Below are 21626 nucleotides of genomic sequence, written 5' to 3'. Positions count from 1 at the left end.
CCGGTGCGGGCCGTTACGCCATGCGCATCGCAACCTTCAACGTCCAGAACATGCGGTTGCGCGCAGGACGTCTCAGCGGTGCGCGTGATGATGACACGCCTGACACGTCAGAACCTACGCTGGACCAAACTGACCGGGCGCTGACCGCACAAGTTATCCGCGATCTGGATGCCGACGTGCTGATCCTGCAAGAGGTGTTTGACAGCGCCACGCTGGATCATTTTCACGATCGGTTCCTGATCCCCGCCGGGGCCGCCCCCTATCCGCATCGCAGTTGCCTGCACGGCAATGACGGGCGCGGGCTGGATCTGGCGCTGCTCAGCCGGATCGCGCCGCTTGAGGTGGTCAGTCATGCTGACATCACACCCGCCGATCTGGGGCTGTCCCCACCGCCGGGCCAAGATCCGGATGCGCCCGTATTCCGTCGGGATTGTCTGCGGATCGAGATGCCGGGCCTAACCCTGTTCGCGGTGCATTTCAAAGCCCCCTACCCCAAGGCCGGCACGGCCTTTCCCGTGCGCGAACTGGAAGCGCGGGCAACCCGCCGCCTGATCGAACGTCGCTTTGACGATCCCGCGCAGGCCATGTGGTTGATCCTTGGCGATGTGAATGACCCTTGGCATCCCGCACAGCCCCCGGCCACGGCCCCCATCCTGCCGCCGTTTTCCGTCAACCTGATGGAGCGTTTGCCACGCGGTGCGCGTTGGTCCTACCACGATGCGTGGTCGGGCCAGTATGGCCGGCCCGACAAACTGCTGGCCAGCCCGGCCTTGGCCCGTGCCTGCCCCGACGCTGTGCCAGACATTCACCGTCAGGGGTTGGGGCTTGAGGCCGCCCGTCATCGCGGCGCGCATTTGCCGCAAACCGGGCACCATCGGCCCCATTCCAGCGACCATGCAGCCGTAGTGGTTGACCTGCCAGTGCGTGCTGCGGATTAAGCCGACAAGTCCAGCGCGGCCTGCAGCAGCGTCTTGGCATACTCGGTCTGCGGACGCTCGAACAAATCCTCGGCACTGCCATATTCCACGATATCGCCCTGTTTCATCACCACGACGCGGTGGCTCATGGCGCGGACAACGGCCAGATCGTGACTGATGAACAGATAGGCCAGCCCATATTTCACCTGCAACCGGCGCAAAAGGTCCACGATTTGCACCTGCACCGTCATGTCCAGCGCCGATGTCGGCTCGTCCAGAACCACCATCTTGGGCCGCAATATCATGGCGCGGGCGATGGCAATCCGTTGCCGCTGGCCGCCTGAAAATTCATGCGGGTAGCGGTCCATCGTGGCCGGGTTCAGATCGACCTCTTCCATCACCTCGGCCACCAAATCACGCTCTTTGCGGCCGTCTGGGTTGCCATGCACGCCCAAGCCTTCGGCGATGATCTGTTCACAGGTCATGCGGGGCGACAGGCTGCCGAATGGATCCTGAAACACGATCTGCATATCCCGCCGCCGTTTGCGCAACTTGCGGGTGGACCAGCCATGCACATCCTCACCGTCAAAGGTGATCCCGCCCTCGGATTGGATCAACCGCATGATCGCCAGAGCCAGCGTGGTCTTGCCCGATCCGCTTTCACCGACGATGCCCAATGTCTCTCCGGCGCTTACGCCGATGCTGGCATCGTTGACCGCCTTTACGTGGCCAACCGTCCGGCGCAAGAACCCTTTCTGGATCGGAAACCAAACGCGCAGACCATCGGTTTTTACCAATTCCCGCGGGTTGTTCGGCACAGGCCGCGGCTGCCCCGAAGGCCGCGCCGCCAGCAATGTGCGGGTGTAGTCGTGTTGCGGGTTAGCGAAAATCTGCGCCGTCGGCCCGGCCTCGACGATGCGGCCCTCCTTCATGACGCACACTTTGTCGGCAATGCGCTGCACCACGTTCAGGTCATGGGTGATGAACAACAGGCCCATGCCCTCGTCGCGCTTCAACTCGTTCAGCAATTCCAGAATTTGCGCCTGAATGGTCACATCCAGCGCAGTTGTCGGTTCGTCCGCGATCAGGATATCGGGCTTGTTGGCCAACGCCATGGCGATCATCACCCGCTGACGTTGCCCACCGGACAACTGGTGCGGATAGGCCGTCAGGCGGCTTGCCGCGTCATGGATGCCCACGCGTTCCAGCAGTTCGACGATACGTGCGCGCGCCTCGTCGCCGGTCAGGCCCTGATGCAGTTCCAGCGACTCGGTGATTTGCTTTTCCAGCGTATGCAGCGGGTTCAGGCTTGTCATCGGCTCTTGAAAGATAAAGCTGATGTCGTTGCCGCGCACCTTGCGCAAACGCTTGTCAGACGCGCCGATCATTTCCTGCCCGTCATAGGTAACGCTGCCCGCCACCTGCGCCGAGCCGCCCAGCAAGGATACGGTGCTCAGCGCCGTCACCGATTTGCCCGAGCCGCTTTCGCCCACCAGCGCCACGGTTTCGCCCTGGTCGACGCTGAAAGACACACCATGCACGGCAGGCACAATCTGCCCGTCCTGCTTGAACCCGACCGTCAGGTCTTTGACCGTCAGCAAACTCATTCAAAAGTCTTTCTTGGATCAAACGCGTCGCGCACGCCTTCAAAGATGAAAACCAGCAGCGACAGCATGATGGCGAATGCGAAAAACGCGGTGAAGGCCAGCCACGGCGCCTGAAGGTTCTGCTTGGCCTGAAGCGTCAGTTCGCCAAGGCTGGGGGAGGACGACGGCAAGCCAAAGCCCAGAAAATCCAAGCCCGCCAAAAGAGAGATCGTGCCGGTGATGACAAAGGGTAACATGGTCAGCGTGGCCACCATGGCATTGGGCAGCATATGGCGGAACATGATCGTCAGGTTACCAACACCCAACGCCCGCGCCGCGCGCACATATTCCAGATTGCGCGCCCGCAGAAATTCGGCCCTGACCACCCCAACCAGCGCCATCCAGCCAAAGAAAACGGTAATGGCCACCAACAACCAGAAACTGCGCGGCAAGATGGCGAACAGGATGATGATTACGTATATTTGCGGGGTCGAGGCCCAGATTTCGATGATCCTTTGAAAGATCAAATCCAACCAACCGCCGAAAAACCCCTGTATCGCACCGGCAAAAATTCCGATCAGCGAAGACAGCGCCGTAACGATCAGCGTGAACATTACCGACAGGCGGAACCCATAAATCACCCGCGCCAGCACGTCGCGCTTGGTGTCATCCGTGCCCAGCCAGTTCTGCCCGTTGGGCGGCAGCGGTGCCGCGCCGGGACGGTCCACCGTGGTATCATAGCTATAGGGGATCGGCGGCCAGATCATCCAACCTTTGGCGATCTCTTGGGTGTCGATGACCCCGTCGGCAGCATCTTCGATCACGCCCTCGGGATCGTCAAAACACGCATCCATCCCGCCCGAGGTGATCAGGCATTGCACCTCAATGTCGCGATAAATCGCTTCGGTCTGAAAATCGCCGCCAAATTCAGTTTCAGGATAAAAATTCAAGATCGGCGTGTAATAGCCGCCCCGGTATTGCACGAGGATCGGTTTGTCATTGGCCACAAACTCGGCAAACAAAGTCAGCACGAAGATCACCGAGAAGATCAGCAACGACCAAAAGGCACGCTTGTTGCGTTTGAAATTGCGCCAGCGGCGCTGATTGAGAGGGGACAATGCCATCGCCTAGCCCTCGCGCTTTTCAAAGTCGATCCGCGGATCGACCAGCACATACATCAAGTCCGACAGGATATTGACCAACAGGCCGATCAATCCGAACAAAAACAGCGTGCCAAACATCACCGGGTAATCACGGCCAACCGCCGCCTCGAACCCCAATCGCCCCAGACCATCCAGCGAAAAGATCGTTTCAATCAGGACCGAGCCACCAAAGAACACCCCGATAAATACCGTCGGAAACCCTGCAATCACGATCAGCATGGCGTTTCGAAAGATATGCCCATACAGCACACGGCTTTCACTGAGCCCCTTGGCGCGGGCTGTCATCACGTAATGCTTTTTTATCTCGTCTAGAAAACTGTTCTTTGTCAGCAGCGTCAGCGTGGCAAAGGCGGAAATGGTCGAGGCCAGCACCGGAAGCGTGATGTGCCAGAAGTAATCGGCAATCTTGCCAAACAAACTAAGCTGCTCCCAGTTGTCCGAGGTCAGGCCGCGCAACGGGAACAGTTGGAAATAACTGCCCCCCGCGAACAACACCAACAGCATGATCGCAAACAGAAACGCCGGGATTGCATAAGCCACGATGATGATGCCACTGGTCCAAGTATCAAAGCGCGATCCATCATACACCGCCTTGCGGATGCCCAGCGGGATCGAAATGATATAGGCGATCAGCGTGGACCACAGCCCAAGGCTGATACTGACCGGCATCTTTTCGAGCACCAGTTCCGTGACCTCGATCTTGCGGAAATAACTTTCGCCAAAATCAAAGCGCATATAATTCCATAGCATGTTCACGAAGCGTTCAAGCGGGGGCTTGTCCAGCCCGAATTGGCGCTCCAACTCTTCGATCAACTCGGGCGGCAGACCGCGTGCGCCCAGATACTGCTCGTTGCCACCGCCGCCGCTGGTCATATCTTGGCCTGCGTCGCTGCCCGACCCCGAGAAGCTGTCAAACACGTCGCCTTGGCCCTGCATATTGGCGATCACCTGTTCAACCGGGCCGCCGGGCACGAATTGCACAAGGGCGAAATTGATCACCATGATCCCCAGCAACGTGGGAATGATCAGCAGCAACCTGCGCAGGATATAGGCGCCCATCGGCGGGTTACCTCAGCGCACCCGAGGCTTTCAGCGCCTCGGCCTTATCGGCGTTGAACCACCAGAAATCCAGCACGCCCAGCGCATAGGGCGGCAGCGTTTCGGGATGTTCGTACATGTCCCAATAGGCCACCCAGTTGCTGTCGTTATACCACACCGGAACCATGAAAAATTCATGGCGCAAGGCGCGGTCCAGCGCGGTTAGGGCTGTGTCTTCCTCTTCGCGGGTTTCCGCGTTCAGTGCCGCCTCGATGATCGCGTCAACCAGCGGGCTGGCCAGCCCGGCGGGATTGAACAGGCTAAATTCCGCCTCGGTCGAGCCGTAACGCTGCATCAACCCGGTGCCCGCCCCCAGAAAGGTGGTGTAACTGTCAAACACCAGATCATAGTCGCGGTCGCGTTCGCGCAGCGTGTATTGCGACGGATCGACCTTTTCGAACCGCGCGTCGATGCCCATCAGTTGCAGGTTGCTGACGAAACTGTCCACCACGGCACCCAGCGTCGCCGATCCCGAGGACGGGATTGGAAAGTCGATGCTCAAAAGCCGTCCATCGGCGTTGCGCCGCTTGCCGTCGTCGTCCACGGTCCAGCCTGCATCGTCCAGCAGTTTCATGGCGCGGCGCAAATTGCGGCGGTCGTTCAGGCGGTCGGGTTTCGACGTATGCGCCGTAACCGCCGGGTCGCTCAGGAGTTCAGGCGGCACCACGTCGCCAAGGCTTTGCAGCAGCTCAAGTTCGGGCCCTTGTGGGACACCGGTGGCTTGCAGCGGCGTGTCCTGAACAAATGACTGGCGCTGCTTGAACAGCCCGTATTGCAGGGACTCGTTGGTCCATTCGAAATTATAGGCCAGCGCAATGGCTTGACGCACACGTTTGTCCTTCAGCGCGTCGCGGCCAAGGTTGAACACGATGCCGTTCGGGGTGGGTGGTGTGCCGTCGGGTAGTTCTTCAAGTTTGACATGCCCGGCATTGACCGCCGGAAAATTATACCCCGTCGCCCATTTCTTGGAATTGGTTTCGTTGCGGAACGTATATTCACCCGCCTTGAACGCCTCGAATGCGGCGCTGTCATCGGCAAAATATTCAACCCGGATGGTATCAAAATTGTGCCGCCCCTGATTGATCGGCAAATCCCAGCCCCAATAATCGGGATTGCGTTCATAGACGATGCGGCGGTTCACGTCATAGCTGGCCACCTGATACGGGGCCGATCCCGGCGCGGCCTCAAGCCGAGACTCGTCCAGCCGGGCGCCGGTCTCTTCATACCATTTGCGCGGGAAAACCGGGGTGCCGCCCACCTGATCAATCAACGACCGGCGCGAGATACCCTCGGCAAAGGTGAACTTGACGGTGTGATCGTCCAGTGCCTCGGCCCCGGTCACGCGGCGGCTGACGGCCTGCGCATAAGATGGCAGGCCCTGTTCCAAAAATAGGTTGTGCGAAAACACAACGTCATGCGCTGTGACAGGCGTGCCATCGGCAAACCGCGCCTCGGGGCGCATGTGGAAAATCACCCACGTCTTGCCCGGATCGTATTCAAGGCTTTCAGCCAAGAGACCATAAGATTCGCCATAGGCATCCGCGGGCGCAGGCCCACCACCGGCGGGCATATCCCCCAGTAGGCTTTCGTAAACCATCCAAGACAAGGTGCCAGCCCGCCCCTTGCGCGCATAAGGGTTCATAGAATCAAACGTGCCCGGTGCATAAATCGAGATTTCGCCGCCCTTGGGGGCGTCCGGATTGACGTAGTTGAAATGCGTGTAATCGGCGGGATAGCTAAGATCGCCGTAAAACGAATAGCCATGCGCGCGGATCACCTGATCCTGACTTTCGTCCGCCAATGCCACATGCGTGATCATCGCCCCGATCGCCAAAGCCATCAACGCCAGAACCGTGCGGCGTGAACGGTTGTCTGGCCTCGTTCGGGCAACGGCCCGGTTGCGGTGTCTGATCATCGCAATCTCCTTCATCCCTAATATGGGATTTGGTGCATTTGCTGCGCGTGCCAAGCTAATGGAGGGGCGCGCCCATGTTCAAGCACCGAAACGGGCATCGGCGCATTTCGGTGCTCACAAAAACGTAAGGCCGCCCATGGGATGCACCAAGGGCGGCCCTGACTTTCGGGGAACGGCGCAGAATTATTCCGCGGCGGTCTGCATGTATTTGATCAACGCCGCGCGGTCATCTTCCTTTTTCATGCCGCGATAGCTCATCTTGTTGCCGGGCGCATAGGCCTTGGGATCTTCAAGCCAAGCGTTCAGCTCGTCCACGGTCCAGGCCCCTTCCAACTCTTCCAGCGATTTCGAATAGCGGAAGCCATCGACACTGGCGATATCACGGTCGACGATACCGTACAGATGCGGACCAACGCCATTGGCGCCATCGTCCAACTTGTGACAGGCCCGGCACCCGCGCCACAGTTTTTCACCATCCGCCGGATCAGCGGCGGCAACCAGTCCCGCAAAGTCCGATCCGCCGGCTGTGTCGGTTGCGGCAGCGGCTTCGGCTTCCGCTGCGGGCGTGCCCTCAGCCTCGGTGGTCACAGGTTCTTCTGCGGTCACTTCCTCGGCAGCGGTTTCTTCATCCTGCGCCGGCACTGGATCGGCCTGCGCCATTTCGGTCGCCGCACCTTCCTCGGCGGCAGGCTCGGCTGCGGCCTCTTCCTCGGCGGCGGGCACCTCAAGCGTGGTCATGTCGCCATCGGTCTGGTCCAGATAGGCAATCACATTCACACGATCTTCGATTTTGCCAAGGCCGGCAAATCCCATCGTGGTGCCCGGTGCGTAGGACGCAGGGTTTTCCAAAAATGCGCTCAATTCCTGGGGGGTCCAAACATCGGCCACGGCGACAAGGCTGCCTGAGTAGCCAAACCCCTCTGCGGCGGCAACGTCACGCCCGACCACGCCATGCAAATAAGGCCCGGTACCATTGGCACCTTCGTCCAGCTTGTGGCAGGCCTTGCACTTGTTGAAAACGCGTTCGCCTTTGCCCAGATCGGCCGAGGCGTAAAGCTCTTCAAAGCTGGGGCCTTCTTCGACCACTTCTTCGGCCTCATCATCAGCGCCGGTTTCGATCACGTACCCTTGCTGGTAATCATCCCCATAACCACCGCCGGTGTGATACAGAAGCTCGGCCGCCCACTGCCCCAAAAGAAAGATCAGCAGGGCGCCACAGAAGCTGCCCAGGACCTTCGTAAATGTCATTGTATCGAACATTAGCCCGTTTCCCGTTAGTATCCGTCGCGCGGTATCTATCCGCTTCCCCTTGTCCGGCGCAAGGTGTAGTTTGCGCGACCAAACGCCCGACCGCTTAAGTTTTGACAGGAAACAGCCCAAAATGACACAGCGCATAGCCTTTCAAGGTGAGCCCGGCGCCTATTCGCATCAGGCCTGCCACGAAACCTATCCCGACATGGAGGCGATGCCCTGCCGCACCTTCGAGGACGCCATCGAAGCAGTGCGCGAAGGACAAGCCGCACTGGCCATGCTGCCGGTTGAAAACTCGACCTTCGGGCGGGTGGCCGATATTCACCACCTGTTGCCAAAATCCGGGCTGCATATCGTGTCCGAGGCGTTTGTGCGCGTGCACATCAACCTTTTGGCGCTGCCCGGCACGCGGCTAGAGGATGTCGACCGCGCCATGAGCCACACCATGCTGTTGGGACAATGCCGCAACTTTCTGGCCAAAAACGGAATTCGCCGGATCACCGGCGCGGATACCGCCGGGTCGGCGAAACATGTGGCCGAAGTGGCCGAACCGGGCCTTGCGGCGCTTGCCAGTGAGCTGGCGGGCGACATCTATGGCCTGAACGTGCTGGCCCGCCACATCGAGGATCACGGCAACAATACCACCCGGTTTCTGGTGATGGCGCCCAAGGCGGATTTGTCGCGCCGGGGTGACGACGGCATGATGACCAGCTTTGTGTTTCAAGTGCGCAATATTCCTGCCGCGCTGTATAAAGCGATGGGCGGTTTCGCGACCAATGGCGTGAACATGACCAAGCTGGAAAGCTACATGGTCGACGGATCATTCACCGCGACGCAGTTCTATGCCGATATTGAAGGGCATCCCGATGATCCGGCTGTGCAGCGCGCGCTGGACGAATTGGAATATTTCACGTCAGACATCACCATGCTGGGCGTCTATCCCGCCGATCCGCGCCGCCACTGAACGTTCGCGCCAGCGGCCCGCGCCTTACCCGTCCCGGCTTAGGCCGAGGTTGCGGGTTTGTTGCGGTTTTCCACATCGGTTGCAAATTCCGCCACGCGCTTGCGAAAGCGGCGCGTCAGCCTCTTGCGTGCCAGTTTAATCGATTGCAGCATCAACCGCGCCGCCAGTGTTTTGGGTTCAAGCACAAGAGCCACGCTCAGCCGCGTGCGGTTGCGGGACAGCGCCACCAGATCAACCTCGAACTGCGCTTTCAAATTGCGCGAGCGGGCATCGGCCAGCACACCGTTGGGTCGGTCCATGCGCGCCAGTTCAATCTTGATCTCACGGCGTTTGCCGCGCAGCATGAACGCAGCGTCCCAAGTCATGCCGGGCCCCGGTTGCGCCAGACTGTCGCTGCGCTGCACCTCGGCCCCGCGCCGCAAGGCCTGACGTTCGAACGCCTGAAAATCGGTGACTGCGGCGAATACCGCATCAATCGGCGCTTCGATATCCTCGTGACTACTGAAATTCATATACTCGACCCGTTACTACCATTCGTGCAGTTTCGCCTTAATCCAAGCTGTCCGCAAGCCAGTTGCGCAGTAAAAACTGCGCAATTGCACCCTTGCGCGCCGGGGCCAGAAACGGATGCTCGCCGGCAAAAGCCTGCATGACATCTTCGCGCGTCATCCAAAGGGCATCCTCGATTTCCACAGGGTCGATGGTGATCACGTCCGATAGCGCCTCGCCGCGACAGCCGATCATCAGCGACGCGGGAAACGGCCACGGCTGGCTGGCCAGATAACTGACGTCGCCCACCTTGATGCCGGTTTCCTCATCCACCTCGCGGCGCACGGCGGCCTCGATGGTTTCGCCGGGTTCCACAAAGCCCGCCAACAGTGAATACATCCCCTCGGGCCATCCGGGCGACCGGCCCATCAGCACGTTGTTGCCACGGGTGATCAACATGATGACCACAGGATCGGTGCGCGGAAAATGCACCGCCCCGCAAGACGCGCACTGCCGCTGCCATCCGTGGCGCTGCATGGTGCTTTGCGCCCCGCAGCGGGCGCAAAACCCGTGCGAGGCGTGCCATCCCAGCAAGCCACGCGCCGTCGCCGCCAGTTCGGCGTCACGCGCGCTAAGCCGTGTCATCACCCGCCGCAACTCGGCGAAAACAGTATCTTGCGGCAGATCGGGATGGGCCTGTTCCGACATATCCAGAAACTGGTTCAGTCCAGACTCGTCCACCCCCTCGGGCCGCCAGCCCGAGATATCATGCGCAAAGATCAAGCGGCTGTTTTCGTCCTGCCCCAGCAAAATCGGCGGCCCGTCGGCCTGCGCCAGCACCGGATGATCCATCGGCAGGCGAATCAGACCATCCAGTGTTTCTGCCCGAACCAGCGGCTTGCCCCGCCACAGCAGCAGCGTGTCGGCCTGCCCGTTTGCAACCGCTTGGCTAAGGGCCGCATCATCGCCGCGCAACGCATGGGCGCGATCCAGCGCCGACCCTCCGAATGTCACCGTTTCTGCATGCCGCATGACCAGCCTCCTTTTTGCGATCACAGGTGGCACGACGGGCACCTCCGGGCAAGCGGGCAATACGATCACAGCGACAAGAAGCGCTTGGGCGTTGCAATTTCCGGATCAACGCATTGGTAAAAATACGCGATTTTCCACCCAAACGAGATTGCGCGCCGAATCATTACCCCCCATACTGCGACGTGTTCGAGTGTATTGTGTTCCGTCGGCGCAAGCCGACCGTTTGTTAAAACCACGCCACAGCCAAGACCGTGATGGAGACCCCTCAAAAGTGGCCGTACACAGTGCCGAACGACCGGACAAAAGCCCTCAATGCAAGCCCGCGTCATACCCTCGGCTTAAGCTGCGGCTACTGGAAACAACCGACATTCACGGCCATCTTTTGCCGTTCAACTACTATACGAACAAAGGCGACCAACCCACAGGGTTGGCCCGTGTCGCCACCCTGATCGGGCAGGCCCGACGCGAAGTGAAAAATTGCCTGCTGTTCGACAATGGCGATTTTCTGCAAGGCACCCCGTTGACGGATCTGACGATGCAGAAAACCAACGGCTGGACAGGGCCGCACCCGGTGATCCGCGCAATGAACCAGATCGGCTATGACTGTGTCGGAATTGGCAATCACGAATTCAATTTCGGCTTGCCCGCACTGAACGACGCCCTCGATCAAGCCGAATTTCCAGTGACCTGCGCCAATGTGATCGACTGCACGACAGGCGCGCCGATCTTTGCGACGTTTCAAATGTTGACCCGGCAAATGCAAGACGAAACCGGATGCGCGCATGACCTGCGGATCGCGGTGATCGGTCTTGTTCCGCCACAGGTGGCAGTATGGGACCGGACCCAACTGCACGATCTGGTGGACGTTCACGGGATTACCGAAACCGCCCGCCGTGTGGTGCCTATGGCCCGCACCGCCGGGGCCGATCTGGTCATCGCGCTGGCCCATACAGGCATCGCTTCCGGTCCCGACTGCCCCGAACAGGAAAACGCGGCATTGGCACTGGCGTCTGTGCCGGGGTTGGATGCGGTGCTGGCGGGTCATAGCCATCAGGTCTTTCCCTCACCCATGCATGCGGATTTGCCGGGTGTCGATGCCAAGGCGGGCACATTGAACGACACACCGGCCATTATGGCCGGGTTTGCCGGGTCGCATCTTGGGGTTCTTGATCTGACGTTATCGCAGGGCCCAAGTGGCTGGCATGTCACGGCGCACCGGGCCGAGGCCCGCCCGGTCAAGACCAAAGACGGCCACTGCGCGCCGCCCGATCCTGCGCTGACGGAGGCGTTGGACAAGGCGCACCAGCATACGCTGGCGCTGATCGAAACGCCGTTGAACAGGGCAACCGCCCCCTTGCACAGTTATCTGGCGACAATACGCACCGACCCGACACTACAACTGGTCAACCGGGCACAAGCACGCGCCTTGGCCGAGGCGGTGCAGGGAACCCCGGACGCGCAGTTACCACTGCTGTCCGCAACCGCGCCGTTCAAAACCGGCGGGCGGGGCGGGCCGCAACACTACACGGACATGCCCGAAGGTCCGGTGCGCCTGCGCAACGCTGCTGATCTATACGGCTTTCCCAATACATTGGTGGGCGCACGCATCACCGGGGCACGCCTGCGCGACTGGCTTGAACGCGCGGCAAGCTGCTTTCACACTTTGGTCCCCGGCCAGCAAGACCAACCGCTATGGGACGCACGCCAGCCCGGTCATGCCTTCGACATGATCGACGGGATCACCTACCAGATCGACCTGTCTCAACCGCCACGCTATGCGGGCGACGGACGCCTTGCCAATCCCCATGCGACCCGCGTGCAAGAGCTACGCCACAACGCGCGGCCCGTGTTGGAGGAGGATCGTTTTTTGATCGCCACCAACAGTTACCGCGCCTTTGGCGGCGGGCCGTATATGGCCTTGCCGGACGACGATATTGTTGTCAAAGGCGCGACGCCGGTGCGTGATATTCTGGCCAGCTACATCCGCGACCATGGGCCGATTTCGGATCACATCACCCCGGTCTGGACCTTCACCGCATGGCCCGGCACAAGCGCGATTCATTTCACCGGCCCCGGCCTGCGCGCCTATCCGCAAACGATTGCCGATCTTGGAGCGGAGGATTTGGGCGACACTCCCGAAGGGTTCATGCGCCTGCGGTTGCCGCTGGACACTGGCCCGATCACCGCCCCCCTTGCGAATCCGCGCCAAGACCCCTAGATAGCGGATTGAGAGGTTGGCGCGGGCAGGCGCCTCGCCAACCCGGTCAGGTCCGGAAGGAAGCAGCCGTAACGAGCCCCGCTTGGGTCGTTGTCCAACCTCTCACCTTCATCCTTTTTCCGGTGGCGAAAGACAGGTCTGCGGCAGCATAACGCCGATGGATGGACCTAGCCTTGCGCCGGGATGGCATCTTGTCAAAGCGCCATGCGAAAGGGCCGGGATATCTTCGATCACGCGCAGACGTCAGGCTTTGGTTGCCCAGTCCAGCTGTTCAGGGGTCTCCACTGCGCATGGGCGCACCGCACGCAGCCGCTCCAACGCTTTGTCCGGCGCCTCTCCAGCCTCAACCATCAACCGCAGCGCCGCCATGCCTGATCGCCCGCACCCGCCCATGCAATGGATCAAAACGCGCCCCTTGCCCTGCAAGGCCGACAGTGCTGCATGGCTGGCCTGATGCCACGCCTCCTCGGCCGCGGGCCCCGGTGCATCCATGTCAAGAACCGGCACATGCATCCAGCGCGTGCCCATATCCTGCAACTGAGCCCCGATATCATGATGCCCGGTCGCGCGCAGTTCGGGCGATGACAGCATGGTGATCACCAAAGCCGGGCGCCAATCGTGCAGATGCGCCATATCCTCGGTGTAATGGCCACCGCGCCCCGGCATCGGCGCGACCGCCAAGATACCACCGGCGACAGGCAACGCATGTATGATGAACCCTGACATAGGCTTTATACGTCAAAGGCTGCAGGCCACGCCTGCCACCCCATGCCACGGCAGCCTTTGATACTTTTACCGCGCCGAATCCCCCTAAGCCGCATAACTCATCCCCGCCGGTCATTTGCACATGGCTGATCCTTGCCCCATCGACCCACAAAAGCAAGGTAGACGCCCCCTGCCCTCGGCTTTAGGTTGGCGGGTGACCCGCGAATCCAGCAAGGCCCGAAATGAACGACACCCCCGCCAAGCCTTATCAGGTTCTCGCCCGGAAATACCGGCCCGAAACCTTTGCCGATCTGGTGGGCCAAGACGCCATGGTACGCACCCTCAAGAACGCCTTCATGGCGGATCGGATCGCGCAGGCCTTTATCATGACGGGCATTCGCGGCACCGGCAAAACCACCACCGCGCGGATCATCGCCAAGGGCATGAACTGCATCGGCCCCGATGGCACCGGCGGCCCCACCACCGATCCCTGCGGCGTGTGCGAACATTGCACGGCGATCATGGAAGGCCGCCACGTCGATGTGATGGAGATGGACGCCGCCAGCCGCACCGGCGTGGGCGACATTCGTGAAATCATCGACTCGGTCCACTATCGCGCGGCCTCGGCCCGCTACAAGATTTACATCATCGACGAGGTGCACATGCTCTCGACCAGCGCGTTCAATGCGCTGCTCAAGACGCTTGAGGAACCGCCCGAGCATGTGAAATTCATCTTCGCCACCACGGAAATTCGCAAAGTTCCGGTGACGGTACTGTCGCGCTGCCAGCGTTTTGACCTGCGCCGCATCGAACCCGAGGTGATGATCGGCCTTTTGCGCCGTATCGCCGACGCCGAAAACGCGCAGATCACCGATGACGCGCTGGCGCTAATCACCCGTGCCGCCGAAGGCTCGGCGCGCGATGCCACCTCGCTTCTGGATCAGGCCATCAGCCACGGCGCAGGCGAAACCGGTGCCGATCAGGTCCGCGCAATGCTTGGGCTGGCCGATCGCGGCCGGGTGCTGGATCTTTTCGACCTGATTATGAAGGGCGATGCGGCGGGCGCGCTGACCGAACTCTCGGGCCAATATGCCGAAGGGGCCGATCCCATGGCGGTGCTGCGTGACCTGGCCGAGATCACGCATTGGATTTCCGTGGTCAAGATCACCCCCGAGGCGGCGGACGATCCCACCATCGGCCCCGACGAACGCGCCCGCGGTCAACAGATGGCCGACACCCTGCCAATGCGGGTATTGACACGCCTGTGGCAAATGCTGCTGAAAGCGCTGGATGAGGTGGCCGAAGCCCCCAATGCAATGATGGCCGCCGAAATGGCGATCATCCGTCTGACCCATGTCGCCGATCTGCCCAGCCCCGAGGAACTGGTACGCAAACTGCGCGACATGCCAGCCCCCACGCCGCCCGGGCCGGGCAGTAGCGGCGCATCACATGGCGCACATGCGCCCGACGGATCAGGTCAGACGACACAGGCGCAAAGCTCTCAGACAACACCCGCGCCCACGCATCGCGGCCCGTCAGGCCCCAGTGCCTCGGGCAACGCGCAGGCGCTTGCCGTGGCCGAGGACCACGCCTTGGCGCATTACCCGACCTTCGATCATGTGGTCGAATTGATCCGCGCGCAGCGTGACGTCAAACTTCTGGTCGAGGTCGAAAGCCATGTGCGTCTGGCCTCCTACCGGCCCGGTCGCATCGAATTTCAACCCACCCCCGATGCACCTCAGGATCTATCACAGCGGCTTGCGGCTGCCTTGCAACGCTGGACCGGCAGCCGCTGGGGTATCACCCTTGTCAACGAAGGCGGGGCCGACACCATCGCGCATGTGCGCGACGCTGCGGAAAACGCCCTGCGCGCCGAAGCGCAGGGGCACCCGATGGTTCAGGCCGTGCTCAGCGCCTTTCCCAAGGCGCGGATCACCTCGATCCGAACCGAAGACGACATTGCCGCAAATGCCAGCGCCGAAGCCCTGCCCGAAGTCGAAGATGAATGGGATCCGTTCGAGGAAGATTGACGCCACGGGCGACGCTGCCTTGCCTTCTGCTCACCAGACCCCGATATGTATTATAGCAAGATTTAACCGGCCTCAAAGGTCGGGTGACCCAAGGAGATAGCCAAGATGTTCAAAGGATTGGGCCAAATGGGCGATATGGCCAAGATGATGAAGGCCGCCCAGGAAATGCAGCAAAAGATGGCCAGCCTGCAGGAAGAAATGCACCAGATCATCGTCGAGGGCGAATCCGGCGCCGGCCTGGTCAAGGCAAGTTGCACCGCCAAGGGTGAACTCAAGGGGCTGGATATCGACCCGTCGATCTTCAACTCGGACGACAAAGAAGTCGTCGAAGACCTGATCCTTGCCGCGATCAAGGATGCACAGGCCAAGGCCAGCGAGAAAGCCAAGGAAGAAATGGGCAAACTGACCGAAGGCATGGGCCTGCCCAAGGACATGGACCTGCCGTTCTGATCACCGCGGCCCTTCTTCTGTTTAAAAATATCCCGGGGAGCGCGAGGGGCTGGCCCCTCGCCCCGGCCCAGTCACCCTTTGCAACGGCAGGTCACCATGTCTTCGAATCGTGACATCGACGCCCTGATCGAGCTGATGGCCAAATTACCGGGTCTCGGGCCACGATCAGCGCGGCGCGCGGTTTTGCACCTGATCGCCAAGCGCGAGCTGCAGTTGATCCCACTGGCCGATCTCATGCAACGCGTCGCAGCCTCGGCCCGCGAATGCCTCAATTGCGGCAATATCGGCACCACGGATATCTGTGATATCTGCGCCTCGGAAAAGCGCGCCAACGGGCAGCTTTGCGTGGTCGAAGATGTGGCCGACCTTTGGGCGATGGAGCGTGGCCGCGCGTTCAAGGGCCGCTACCATGTTCTGGGCGGCACGCTCAGTGCCTTGGATCAGATCGGCCCGGAACAATTGCGCATTCCACAGCTGGTTAATCGGGTCGAGGCCGAGGGCATTTCCGAAATCGTCCTCGCGCTGAATGCAACCGTCGATGGCCAGACCACCGCGCATTACATCGCCGATCAACTTGAAGGCCGGGTGACGCTGACCTCGCTGGCCCAAGGTGTGCCAATCGGCGGCGAGTTGGATTATCTCGACGACGGCACGATCAGCGCCGCTCTGAATGCCCGCAAGACGCTGTGACCCCTGACACAGGCCGCGTTGGACAGGCCATGAAAAAACCCGGCCACCGCGCAGGGGACCGGGTTCAAATCTTGATCTGTCTGATGCGCTTTAGCGGTTATCGTCGCTCTCGTCGTCATCCTCGCCGCTATCGGGCAGGTTAAAGAAACTTTCGGCGTCATATTCCGTTTCTTTTTCAGGCTCGTTCCCACCAAGGCTGAAGGTCTCCAGACCCTCGATCGCCGTTGGAATACGCGGCTCGGTTTCCGCCTCAAGGCTTTGTTCGGTGCTCAACAGCTTGCGGCGCTCGTCGTCGCTCATCGCGTCACCGTCCTTGGCCCGCTTGGCGGCGGCCTTTTGCACGGCCATATCCAGTTCAGACTGTTTGCACAGGCCAAGCGCCACCGGGTCGATGGGCTGCATGTTGCCGATGTTCCAATGGGTCCGTTCGCGGATGGTCTGGATCGTCGGCTTGGTGGTGCCCACCAGCTTGGCAATCTGGCTGTCGGCCAATTCGGGATGGAACTTGACCAGCCACAAAATGGCGTTGGGACGATCCTGCCGTTTCGACAACGGCGTATACCGCGGGCCGCGGCGTTTTTCCTCGCCTTGCGCTGCCGGATTGTATTTCAGGGTCAACTTGTGCAGCGGGTCTTTTTCGGCCCGCTCGATTTCGTCCTGCGTCAATTGGCTGTTGGCGACCGGGTCAAACCCTTTGACACCAGCGGCCACATCGCCATCCGCGATGCCCTGCACTTCCAGTTCATGAAAGCCGCAGAAATCGGCAATCTGCTTGAAGCTGAGCGTTGTATTGTCCACCAGCCAGACGGCGGTGGCTTTTGCCATAAGCGGTTTTGCCATGTGATTCAGGCCTCCTTCACGCATATCTTCCCCATCGCCGGAATTCGGCGGCACCGTGATTGGTGCAGGTTTCCGTTGTCGGGGAACTTGGCGCGTATATAGTGGGTCCGTCAGTAAATTGAAAGACCAAAGAATGCGTGTGTTGGTGCTGTTGTTTCTGTTGTCCGGGATGGCCCAAGCCGAAGGCGGGCGCGCGGGCGATTTCGATTACTATGTCTTGGCGCTCAGTTGGTCGCCTACATGGTGCGCGCTGGAAGGCGACGCCCGCAACTCACCACAATGCGACGCGGCCAAGGATCACGGCTGGGTGTTGCACGGGCTTTGGCCGCAATATCATCGCGGCTGGCCATCGCATTGCCAAACCACCAAGCGTCCGCCCTCGCGCGGCATGACTGCGGCCATGGCCGATATCATGGGCACATCCGGGCTCGCGTGGTATCAATGGAAAAAGCACGGCAGTTGCACAGGCCTGTCGGCTGCGGCCTATTTTACCCTGTCGCGCAAGGCCTATGACACCGTGAACCGCCCGGATGTGTTTCGCAAACTGCAAAAGCCCATCACGCTACCGGCCTCGGTTGTGGAACAGGCCTTTCTCAAGGCCAACCCGGGTTGGACCCCCGACATGCTGACCATCACCTGCCGCGAGGGGCGCATTCAAGAGGCCCGGCTCTGCCTGTCCAAAGACCTTGCCCCAGTGCCCTGTGGCCGCGATACGGTGCGCGATTGCACGCTTAAAAATGCGCTCTTTGCCCCGATCCGCTAGGGAACACCCCCGCTTTCATTGTTCCAAAAATACTCAATGGCGCAGCACCTGCTACACCTCAAAACAAACGCAGCACCAGCACCACGGCAGCCACAGGCACCAGCAAGACGTGGGTGACGTAATCAAACCAGTTGCTGCTGCCCCATCCGGTCAGCCACAGCGCCTGCCCCAGAACCGCGATCAGTGGCAAAAACCAGTTGCCCGTGACAAACCCATAGGCACAAATCGCCAGCACCATCGCCGCCACCGGCCACGGCGCATAGCCCAGACGGTAGACCTCCAGCGGCAGCGCACCCATGGCGCCGGCCAGAAACACCAGATACGCCACCAGAAACACCGCCAATTCCAAAGCCCCGAAAGGCACCACCGGCAGGCCCAGCTTGGCCGCCATATGGCGTAGCGCCAGTGCCGGCAGCATCACGCCGAACGGGGCCAACAGGGCCACAAGCCCGCGCAGCGGCAGCATGTCGCGCAGCAACAGCACCGCCAATGCACCGACAAGCCCCCCCAGCCAGACCGAGACAGGCGCCGCCACGACCCAGCCGGTCAAGGCAAAGACAACCCAGGCCAGCACCACCGCCAGACCACCCGCCGCCAAAACACCGCTCATTGTGCCGCCACCCATGCTTCGTTCATCACCACGGCCCGCAGGCCGGTTTTCGTGCCATGCGAATAGACCAGCAGAATATCGCCATCATCCAACCGGCGCAGCATCGGATACCGCGCATCCCCCGGCTTGCGGTCCAATGTCTGGATCACCCGCCATGTCGCGCCGTCATCCTCGGACACCGCCAGATGCAACAGGTCAGCACTTTGGGCGCCACCGTTCAGCGCCATCAGCAACCGCCCACCCGACACAGGCAGCGCGGCCACCGGCGCGTTGGGATGCGCGATATCAGTGGCCTCGGCGCGGCTCCAGCTTTGGCCGCCATCTGCTGTGCGGCTGACATATAGCCGCCCGCTGTCGTTGAAATCACGCAAGAAAGCCACGCCACGATCCGCATCCAGAGGCACAACCATCGGCTGGATCGGCTTGACGCCATCGCCCGTCATCCGGCGTTGATCACGCACCCTGCCTTTTTCGTCAAACCGCACAAGCGCGCCATAGGTGCTGCCCATCTCGAAATAGGCCGGCAGGCCGTGGCTGCCATCGGCATAGGCCACCATCGGGGATTTGACCAAGAAAGACCGGTTCAGAAACGGCGACAGGTTCAGTTTACGGGCGTGAACAGGGTGGCCATCCCGCATCGTCACATCCGCGACCGACGCCATGGCCCATCCACCGACCGACACGACGGTTGCGTATAAACTGTCGGGCTTGGCCTCATTCTCGATCGTGTTGCCCATTGTCACGACCAATTGCTGCGGCGTGAAAACATCGCCCAAAGCCGGGCTTTTGATAATGGCGGCAGGCGCATCTGCCTGCCATGTGCCGTCCGGTGTGCGCGTTAACCGGGCGCGGTAAATTTCGACATCGGGCTGCGCCTCGGACGAGCCCTGAAACCACACGATATCCGCGCCACCCTCACGCAAGGCGATGGCCGGCGCATGCGCCACGCCTTGATCCACCGAGTAATCGAACACCGTTTCAAACCGTGGCGCGCCCTGCGGCGCAGGCGGCGTTGACACGGCAAAGGACCACTCCAGCCCCTTGTCGCGCCAGATCGCATATCCGCTGAGCCCTAGGCTCAGCAGGGTCAGTGCCAGAATCCCCAAGTGCACCGCGCCCAAGGGATCAGCCCACTTTCAGCACGATTTTCCCGATATGCGCGCTTTTCTCCATATGGGCATGGGCCAGTGCGGCATTGGGCAGTTCATATTCCGAATCCATCACCGGGGCGACCTTGCCCGCGTCCAGCAACGGCCAGACATGGGCGCGCAACGCCTCGGCAATCGCGGCCTTGGCCGTATCGCTTTGCGGGCGCAGGGTTGAGCCGGTGATCGTCAGTCGCCGCATCATAACTTGGGCGAAGTTCAATTCGACCTTCGGCCCTTGCAGGAACGCGATCTGCACCAAGCGTCCGTCATCCGCCAAGGATTTGACGTTGCGCGGCAGATAATCGCCGCCCACCATGTCAAGGATCAGGTCGGCGCCGCCTTCGGCGCGGACCACCTCGACGAAATCCTCGTTGCGGTAATTGATTGCCCGTTCAGCCCCCAATTCAAGACATTTGGCGCATTTATCGTCCGACCCGGCCGTGGTGAACACCCGCGCGCCGAACGCATGCGCCAGCTGAATCGCCGTGGTGCCGATCCCGCTTGATCCGCCATGTACCAAGAACCGCTCGCCGCCTTGCAGGCCGCCGCGCTGGAAGACATTGGACCAGACCGTGAAAAAGGTTTCGGGCAGGCAGGCGGCTTCGCGCAGGTCCATGCCTTTCGGCACCGGCAGGCAATGGGCCGCTGGTGTGGCCACGTATTCGGCATAGCCACCGCCGGGCAGCAAAGCGCAAACCTCATCGCCGACCGACCAGTCGCTGACGCCCTCGCCCACGGCGGCAATTTCACCCGCCGCTTCCAAGCCCGGCAGGTCACTGGCCGTGGGGGGCGGCGCGTACATGCCGGCCCGTTGCAAGGCATCAGGGCGGTTCACTCCGGCATAGGCCACTTTGATCACCACCTCGCCCGCCCGCGGCGCGGGCATGGGACGGGTTGTCAGGCGCAAGACCTCGGGGCCGCCGGGTTGCGTGATTTCCACGGCGTTCATTGTCTGGCTCATTGTTGTCTCCTTAAAACTGTCCTGTCCAACGGCCGGGCATATCAGAGCGCGCGCCACGGTGCTCAGGAGCTTTGATGCCGTCCAGAATTTTCAACGGGCCGGCCATCAGGCCGCTCAAAAGCTTGTTGTCGCGCACCTGCGCCTTGAATTTTTCGATCTGCATGACCTCGTCGATCCGCCGGTCCAGAAAATCCCAAGTGGCGTGATGATCGGGGGTGTCATCGCCCAGCCAATACAGCAACGTCGCACTATAGACGCCCGACAGTGTCGCGCGTTTGGTATACCAATTCACATCGTCCGATGTATCCCCCAAGGCGGTCCATATCTGATCACAGGTGCCCCAAACGGCCTTGGCCCCGTCAGGTGCGTGGCTGGGCAAAGCAAACAATGTCATTCCCCGGCGCACCAATTCCTTGTCGTCCACGGCCTCAAGCCGAAAGCGGACCGCCGCCGCGATCCGGTCGCGAAACCGCATGTCAGACAAATCCGTGGCTGTCAGACGTTCCAGCATCAGCTGGTCACCTTCTTCGTGATAGGCCAACGCCAGATCGATGGCCCCGCGCGGACACACGGCGCGCGCCACGCCTTCGTCAACGCCGGTATCGGCCATCGCCGCCTGAAACGCGGCCTCGGTCCAGCCATCGAAGGGCACGTGCATTTTAGCCGCATCCAACAGCTGCATCTTGATATCGGGGTCAGTCATGGCTCGCCTCCGTTTGTTTGGCCTTACCCTAGACAAAACAAAGCTGCTTTGCTATACGCCGGGTTCCTGCAATCTCATGCAACTTCAACTTGG

The 21626-nt window shown here is 61.0% G+C and carries 20 protein-coding genes and 1 other RNA gene; 8 read left to right on the top strand and 13 right to left on the bottom strand.

The window, feature by feature from the left end; translation table 11 throughout:
- Positions 1-20: 20 nt before the first annotated feature.
- The gene (locus tag HAT86_RS05665) at positions 21-938 is read left to right on the top strand and encodes an endonuclease/exonuclease/phosphatase family protein (protein WP_167194297.1); all 918 of its coding nucleotides are present in this window, start codon (positions 21-23) and stop codon (positions 936-938) included.
- Here the strand turns inward: HAT86_RS05665 and HAT86_RS05660 are convergent.
- The 5 genes from HAT86_RS05660 to HAT86_RS05640 form a co-directional block, all read right to left on the bottom strand.
- On the bottom strand, positions 935-2524 hold the full coding sequence (locus HAT86_RS05660; protein ID WP_167194295.1) for an ABC transporter ATP-binding protein: 1590 nt from the start codon (positions 2522-2524) through the stop codon (positions 935-937). The two genes, HAT86_RS05665 and HAT86_RS05660, sit on opposite strands and share 4 nt — an antisense overlap.
- Entirely contained in the window at positions 2521-3627 is a 1107-nt protein-coding gene (locus HAT86_RS05655; RefSeq protein ID WP_167194293.1) for an ABC transporter permease, read from the bottom strand. The genes HAT86_RS05660 and HAT86_RS05655 overlap by 4 nt, the downstream gene beginning before the upstream one ends.
- A gap of 3 nt (positions 3628-3630) precedes the next feature.
- Entirely contained in the window at positions 3631-4725 is a 1095-nt protein-coding gene (locus tag HAT86_RS05650; RefSeq protein ID WP_167194291.1) for a microcin C ABC transporter permease YejB, read from the bottom strand.
- A gap of 7 nt (positions 4726-4732) precedes the next feature.
- Positions 4733-6679, bottom strand: a complete 1947-nt coding sequence (locus tag HAT86_RS05645) for an extracellular solute-binding protein (RefSeq protein ID WP_167194289.1) — start codon at positions 6677-6679, stop codon at positions 4733-4735.
- Positions 6680-6862: 183 nt separating this feature from the next.
- Positions 6863-7927, bottom strand: a complete 1065-nt coding sequence (locus HAT86_RS05640) for a c-type cytochrome (RefSeq protein ID WP_231125825.1) — start codon at positions 7925-7927, stop codon at positions 6863-6865.
- A 133-nt stretch (positions 7928-8060) separates the two neighbouring features.
- Here HAT86_RS05640 and HAT86_RS05635 point away from each other — a divergent pair, with 133 nt between their 5' ends.
- Complete coding sequence (locus HAT86_RS05635; protein ID WP_167194285.1) at positions 8061-8894, top strand: prephenate dehydratase; 834 nt, start codon at positions 8061-8063, stop codon at positions 8892-8894.
- A 38-nt stretch (positions 8895-8932) separates the two neighbouring features.
- Here HAT86_RS05635 and HAT86_RS05630 read toward each other — a convergent pair whose 3' ends face one another.
- Together HAT86_RS05630 and nudC are read right to left on the bottom strand one after the other, a co-directional pair.
- Positions 8933-9406, bottom strand: coding sequence for an SRPBCC family protein (locus HAT86_RS05630; protein ID WP_167194283.1), 474 nt, complete (start codon positions 9404-9406; stop codon positions 8933-8935).
- 37 nt (positions 9407-9443) lie between these two features.
- Positions 9444-10415 (bottom strand): NAD(+) diphosphatase, encoded by a 972-nt coding sequence (gene nudC, locus HAT86_RS05625; RefSeq protein ID WP_167194281.1) that lies wholly within the window; start codon positions 10413-10415, stop codon positions 9444-9446.
- Between the two features lie 271 nt (positions 10416-10686).
- Here nudC and HAT86_RS05620 point away from each other — a divergent pair, with 271 nt between their 5' ends.
- Both HAT86_RS05620 and ffs read left to right on the top strand, forming a co-directional pair.
- Complete coding sequence (locus HAT86_RS05620) at positions 10687-12633, top strand: bifunctional 2',3'-cyclic-nucleotide 2'-phosphodiesterase/3'-nucleotidase (RefSeq protein WP_167194279.1); 1947 nt, start codon at positions 10687-10689, stop codon at positions 12631-12633.
- A 9-nt stretch (positions 12634-12642) separates the two neighbouring features.
- An RNA gene (gene ffs / locus HAT86_RS05615) (signal recognition particle sRNA small type) lies at positions 12643-12741 on the top strand.
- Between the two features lie 135 nt (positions 12742-12876).
- On the opposite strand, the gene HAT86_RS05610 is transcribed toward ffs, so the two are convergent.
- A complete protein-coding gene (locus tag HAT86_RS05610; RefSeq protein ID WP_167194277.1) occupies positions 12877-13359 on the bottom strand; it encodes a protein-tyrosine phosphatase family protein in 483 nt (160 codons plus the stop codon).
- Between the two features lie 221 nt (positions 13360-13580).
- On the opposite strand from HAT86_RS05610, the gene HAT86_RS05605 reads away from it, so the two are divergent.
- The 3 genes from HAT86_RS05605 (at position 13581) to recR (ending at position 16508) form a co-directional block, all read left to right on the top strand.
- Positions 13581-15368, top strand: a complete 1788-nt coding sequence (locus HAT86_RS05605; RefSeq protein ID WP_167194275.1) for a DNA polymerase III subunit gamma/tau — start codon at positions 13581-13583, stop codon at positions 15366-15368.
- Between the two features lie 105 nt (positions 15369-15473).
- On the top strand, positions 15474-15818 hold the full coding sequence (locus HAT86_RS05600; RefSeq protein ID WP_167194273.1) for a YbaB/EbfC family nucleoid-associated protein: 345 nt from the start codon (positions 15474-15476) through the stop codon (positions 15816-15818).
- Positions 15819-15914: 96 nt separating this feature from the next.
- Entirely contained in the window at positions 15915-16508 is a 594-nt protein-coding gene (recR, locus tag HAT86_RS05595) for a recombination mediator RecR (protein WP_167194271.1), read from the top strand.
- A 90-nt stretch (positions 16509-16598) separates the two neighbouring features.
- On the opposite strand, the gene HAT86_RS05590 is transcribed toward recR, so the two are convergent.
- The gene (locus tag HAT86_RS05590) at positions 16599-17348 is read right to left on the bottom strand and encodes a DUF1013 domain-containing protein (RefSeq protein WP_167194269.1); all 750 of its coding nucleotides are present in this window, start codon (positions 17346-17348) and stop codon (positions 16599-16601) included.
- 133 nt (positions 17349-17481) lie between these two features.
- Here HAT86_RS05590 and HAT86_RS05585 point away from each other — a divergent pair, with 133 nt between their 5' ends.
- Positions 17482-18111 (top strand): ribonuclease T2 family protein, encoded by a 630-nt coding sequence (locus tag HAT86_RS05585; protein ID WP_167194267.1) that lies wholly within the window; start codon positions 17482-17484, stop codon positions 18109-18111.
- Between the two features lie 58 nt (positions 18112-18169).
- Here HAT86_RS05585 and HAT86_RS05580 read toward each other — a convergent pair whose 3' ends face one another.
- Genes HAT86_RS05580 through HAT86_RS05565 form a run of 4 tightly spaced genes read right to left on the bottom strand, consistent with a single transcriptional unit; the run spans position 18170 to position 21533 of the window.
- On the bottom strand, positions 18170-18721 hold the full coding sequence (locus tag HAT86_RS05580) for a hypothetical protein (protein WP_167194265.1): 552 nt from the start codon (positions 18719-18721) through the stop codon (positions 18170-18172).
- Positions 18718-19827, bottom strand: a complete 1110-nt coding sequence (locus tag HAT86_RS05575; RefSeq protein WP_167194263.1) for an exo-alpha-sialidase — start codon at positions 19825-19827, stop codon at positions 18718-18720. Before HAT86_RS05575 ends, HAT86_RS05580 begins: the two co-directional genes overlap by 4 nt.
- A 19-nt stretch (positions 19828-19846) precedes the next feature.
- Complete coding sequence (locus HAT86_RS05570; protein WP_167194261.1) at positions 19847-20830, bottom strand: NAD(P)H-quinone oxidoreductase; 984 nt, start codon at positions 20828-20830, stop codon at positions 19847-19849.
- Positions 20831-20840: 10 nt separating this feature from the next.
- Positions 20841-21533 carry a COQ9 family protein gene (locus HAT86_RS05565; RefSeq protein WP_167194259.1) on the bottom strand — a complete coding sequence of 231 codons (693 nt, stop codon included), beginning with the start codon at positions 21531-21533 and terminating at the stop codon, positions 20841-20843.
- Positions 21534-21626 lie beyond the last annotated feature (93 nt).

Source organism: Roseovarius gahaiensis (genome assembly GCF_011601345.1).
Taxonomy (GTDB): domain Bacteria; phylum Pseudomonadota; class Alphaproteobacteria; order Rhodobacterales; family Rhodobacteraceae; genus Roseovarius; species Roseovarius gahaiensis.
Note: the sequence above shows the minus strand (reverse complement) of the source record. Positions and strands in the feature narration are given on the sequence as shown.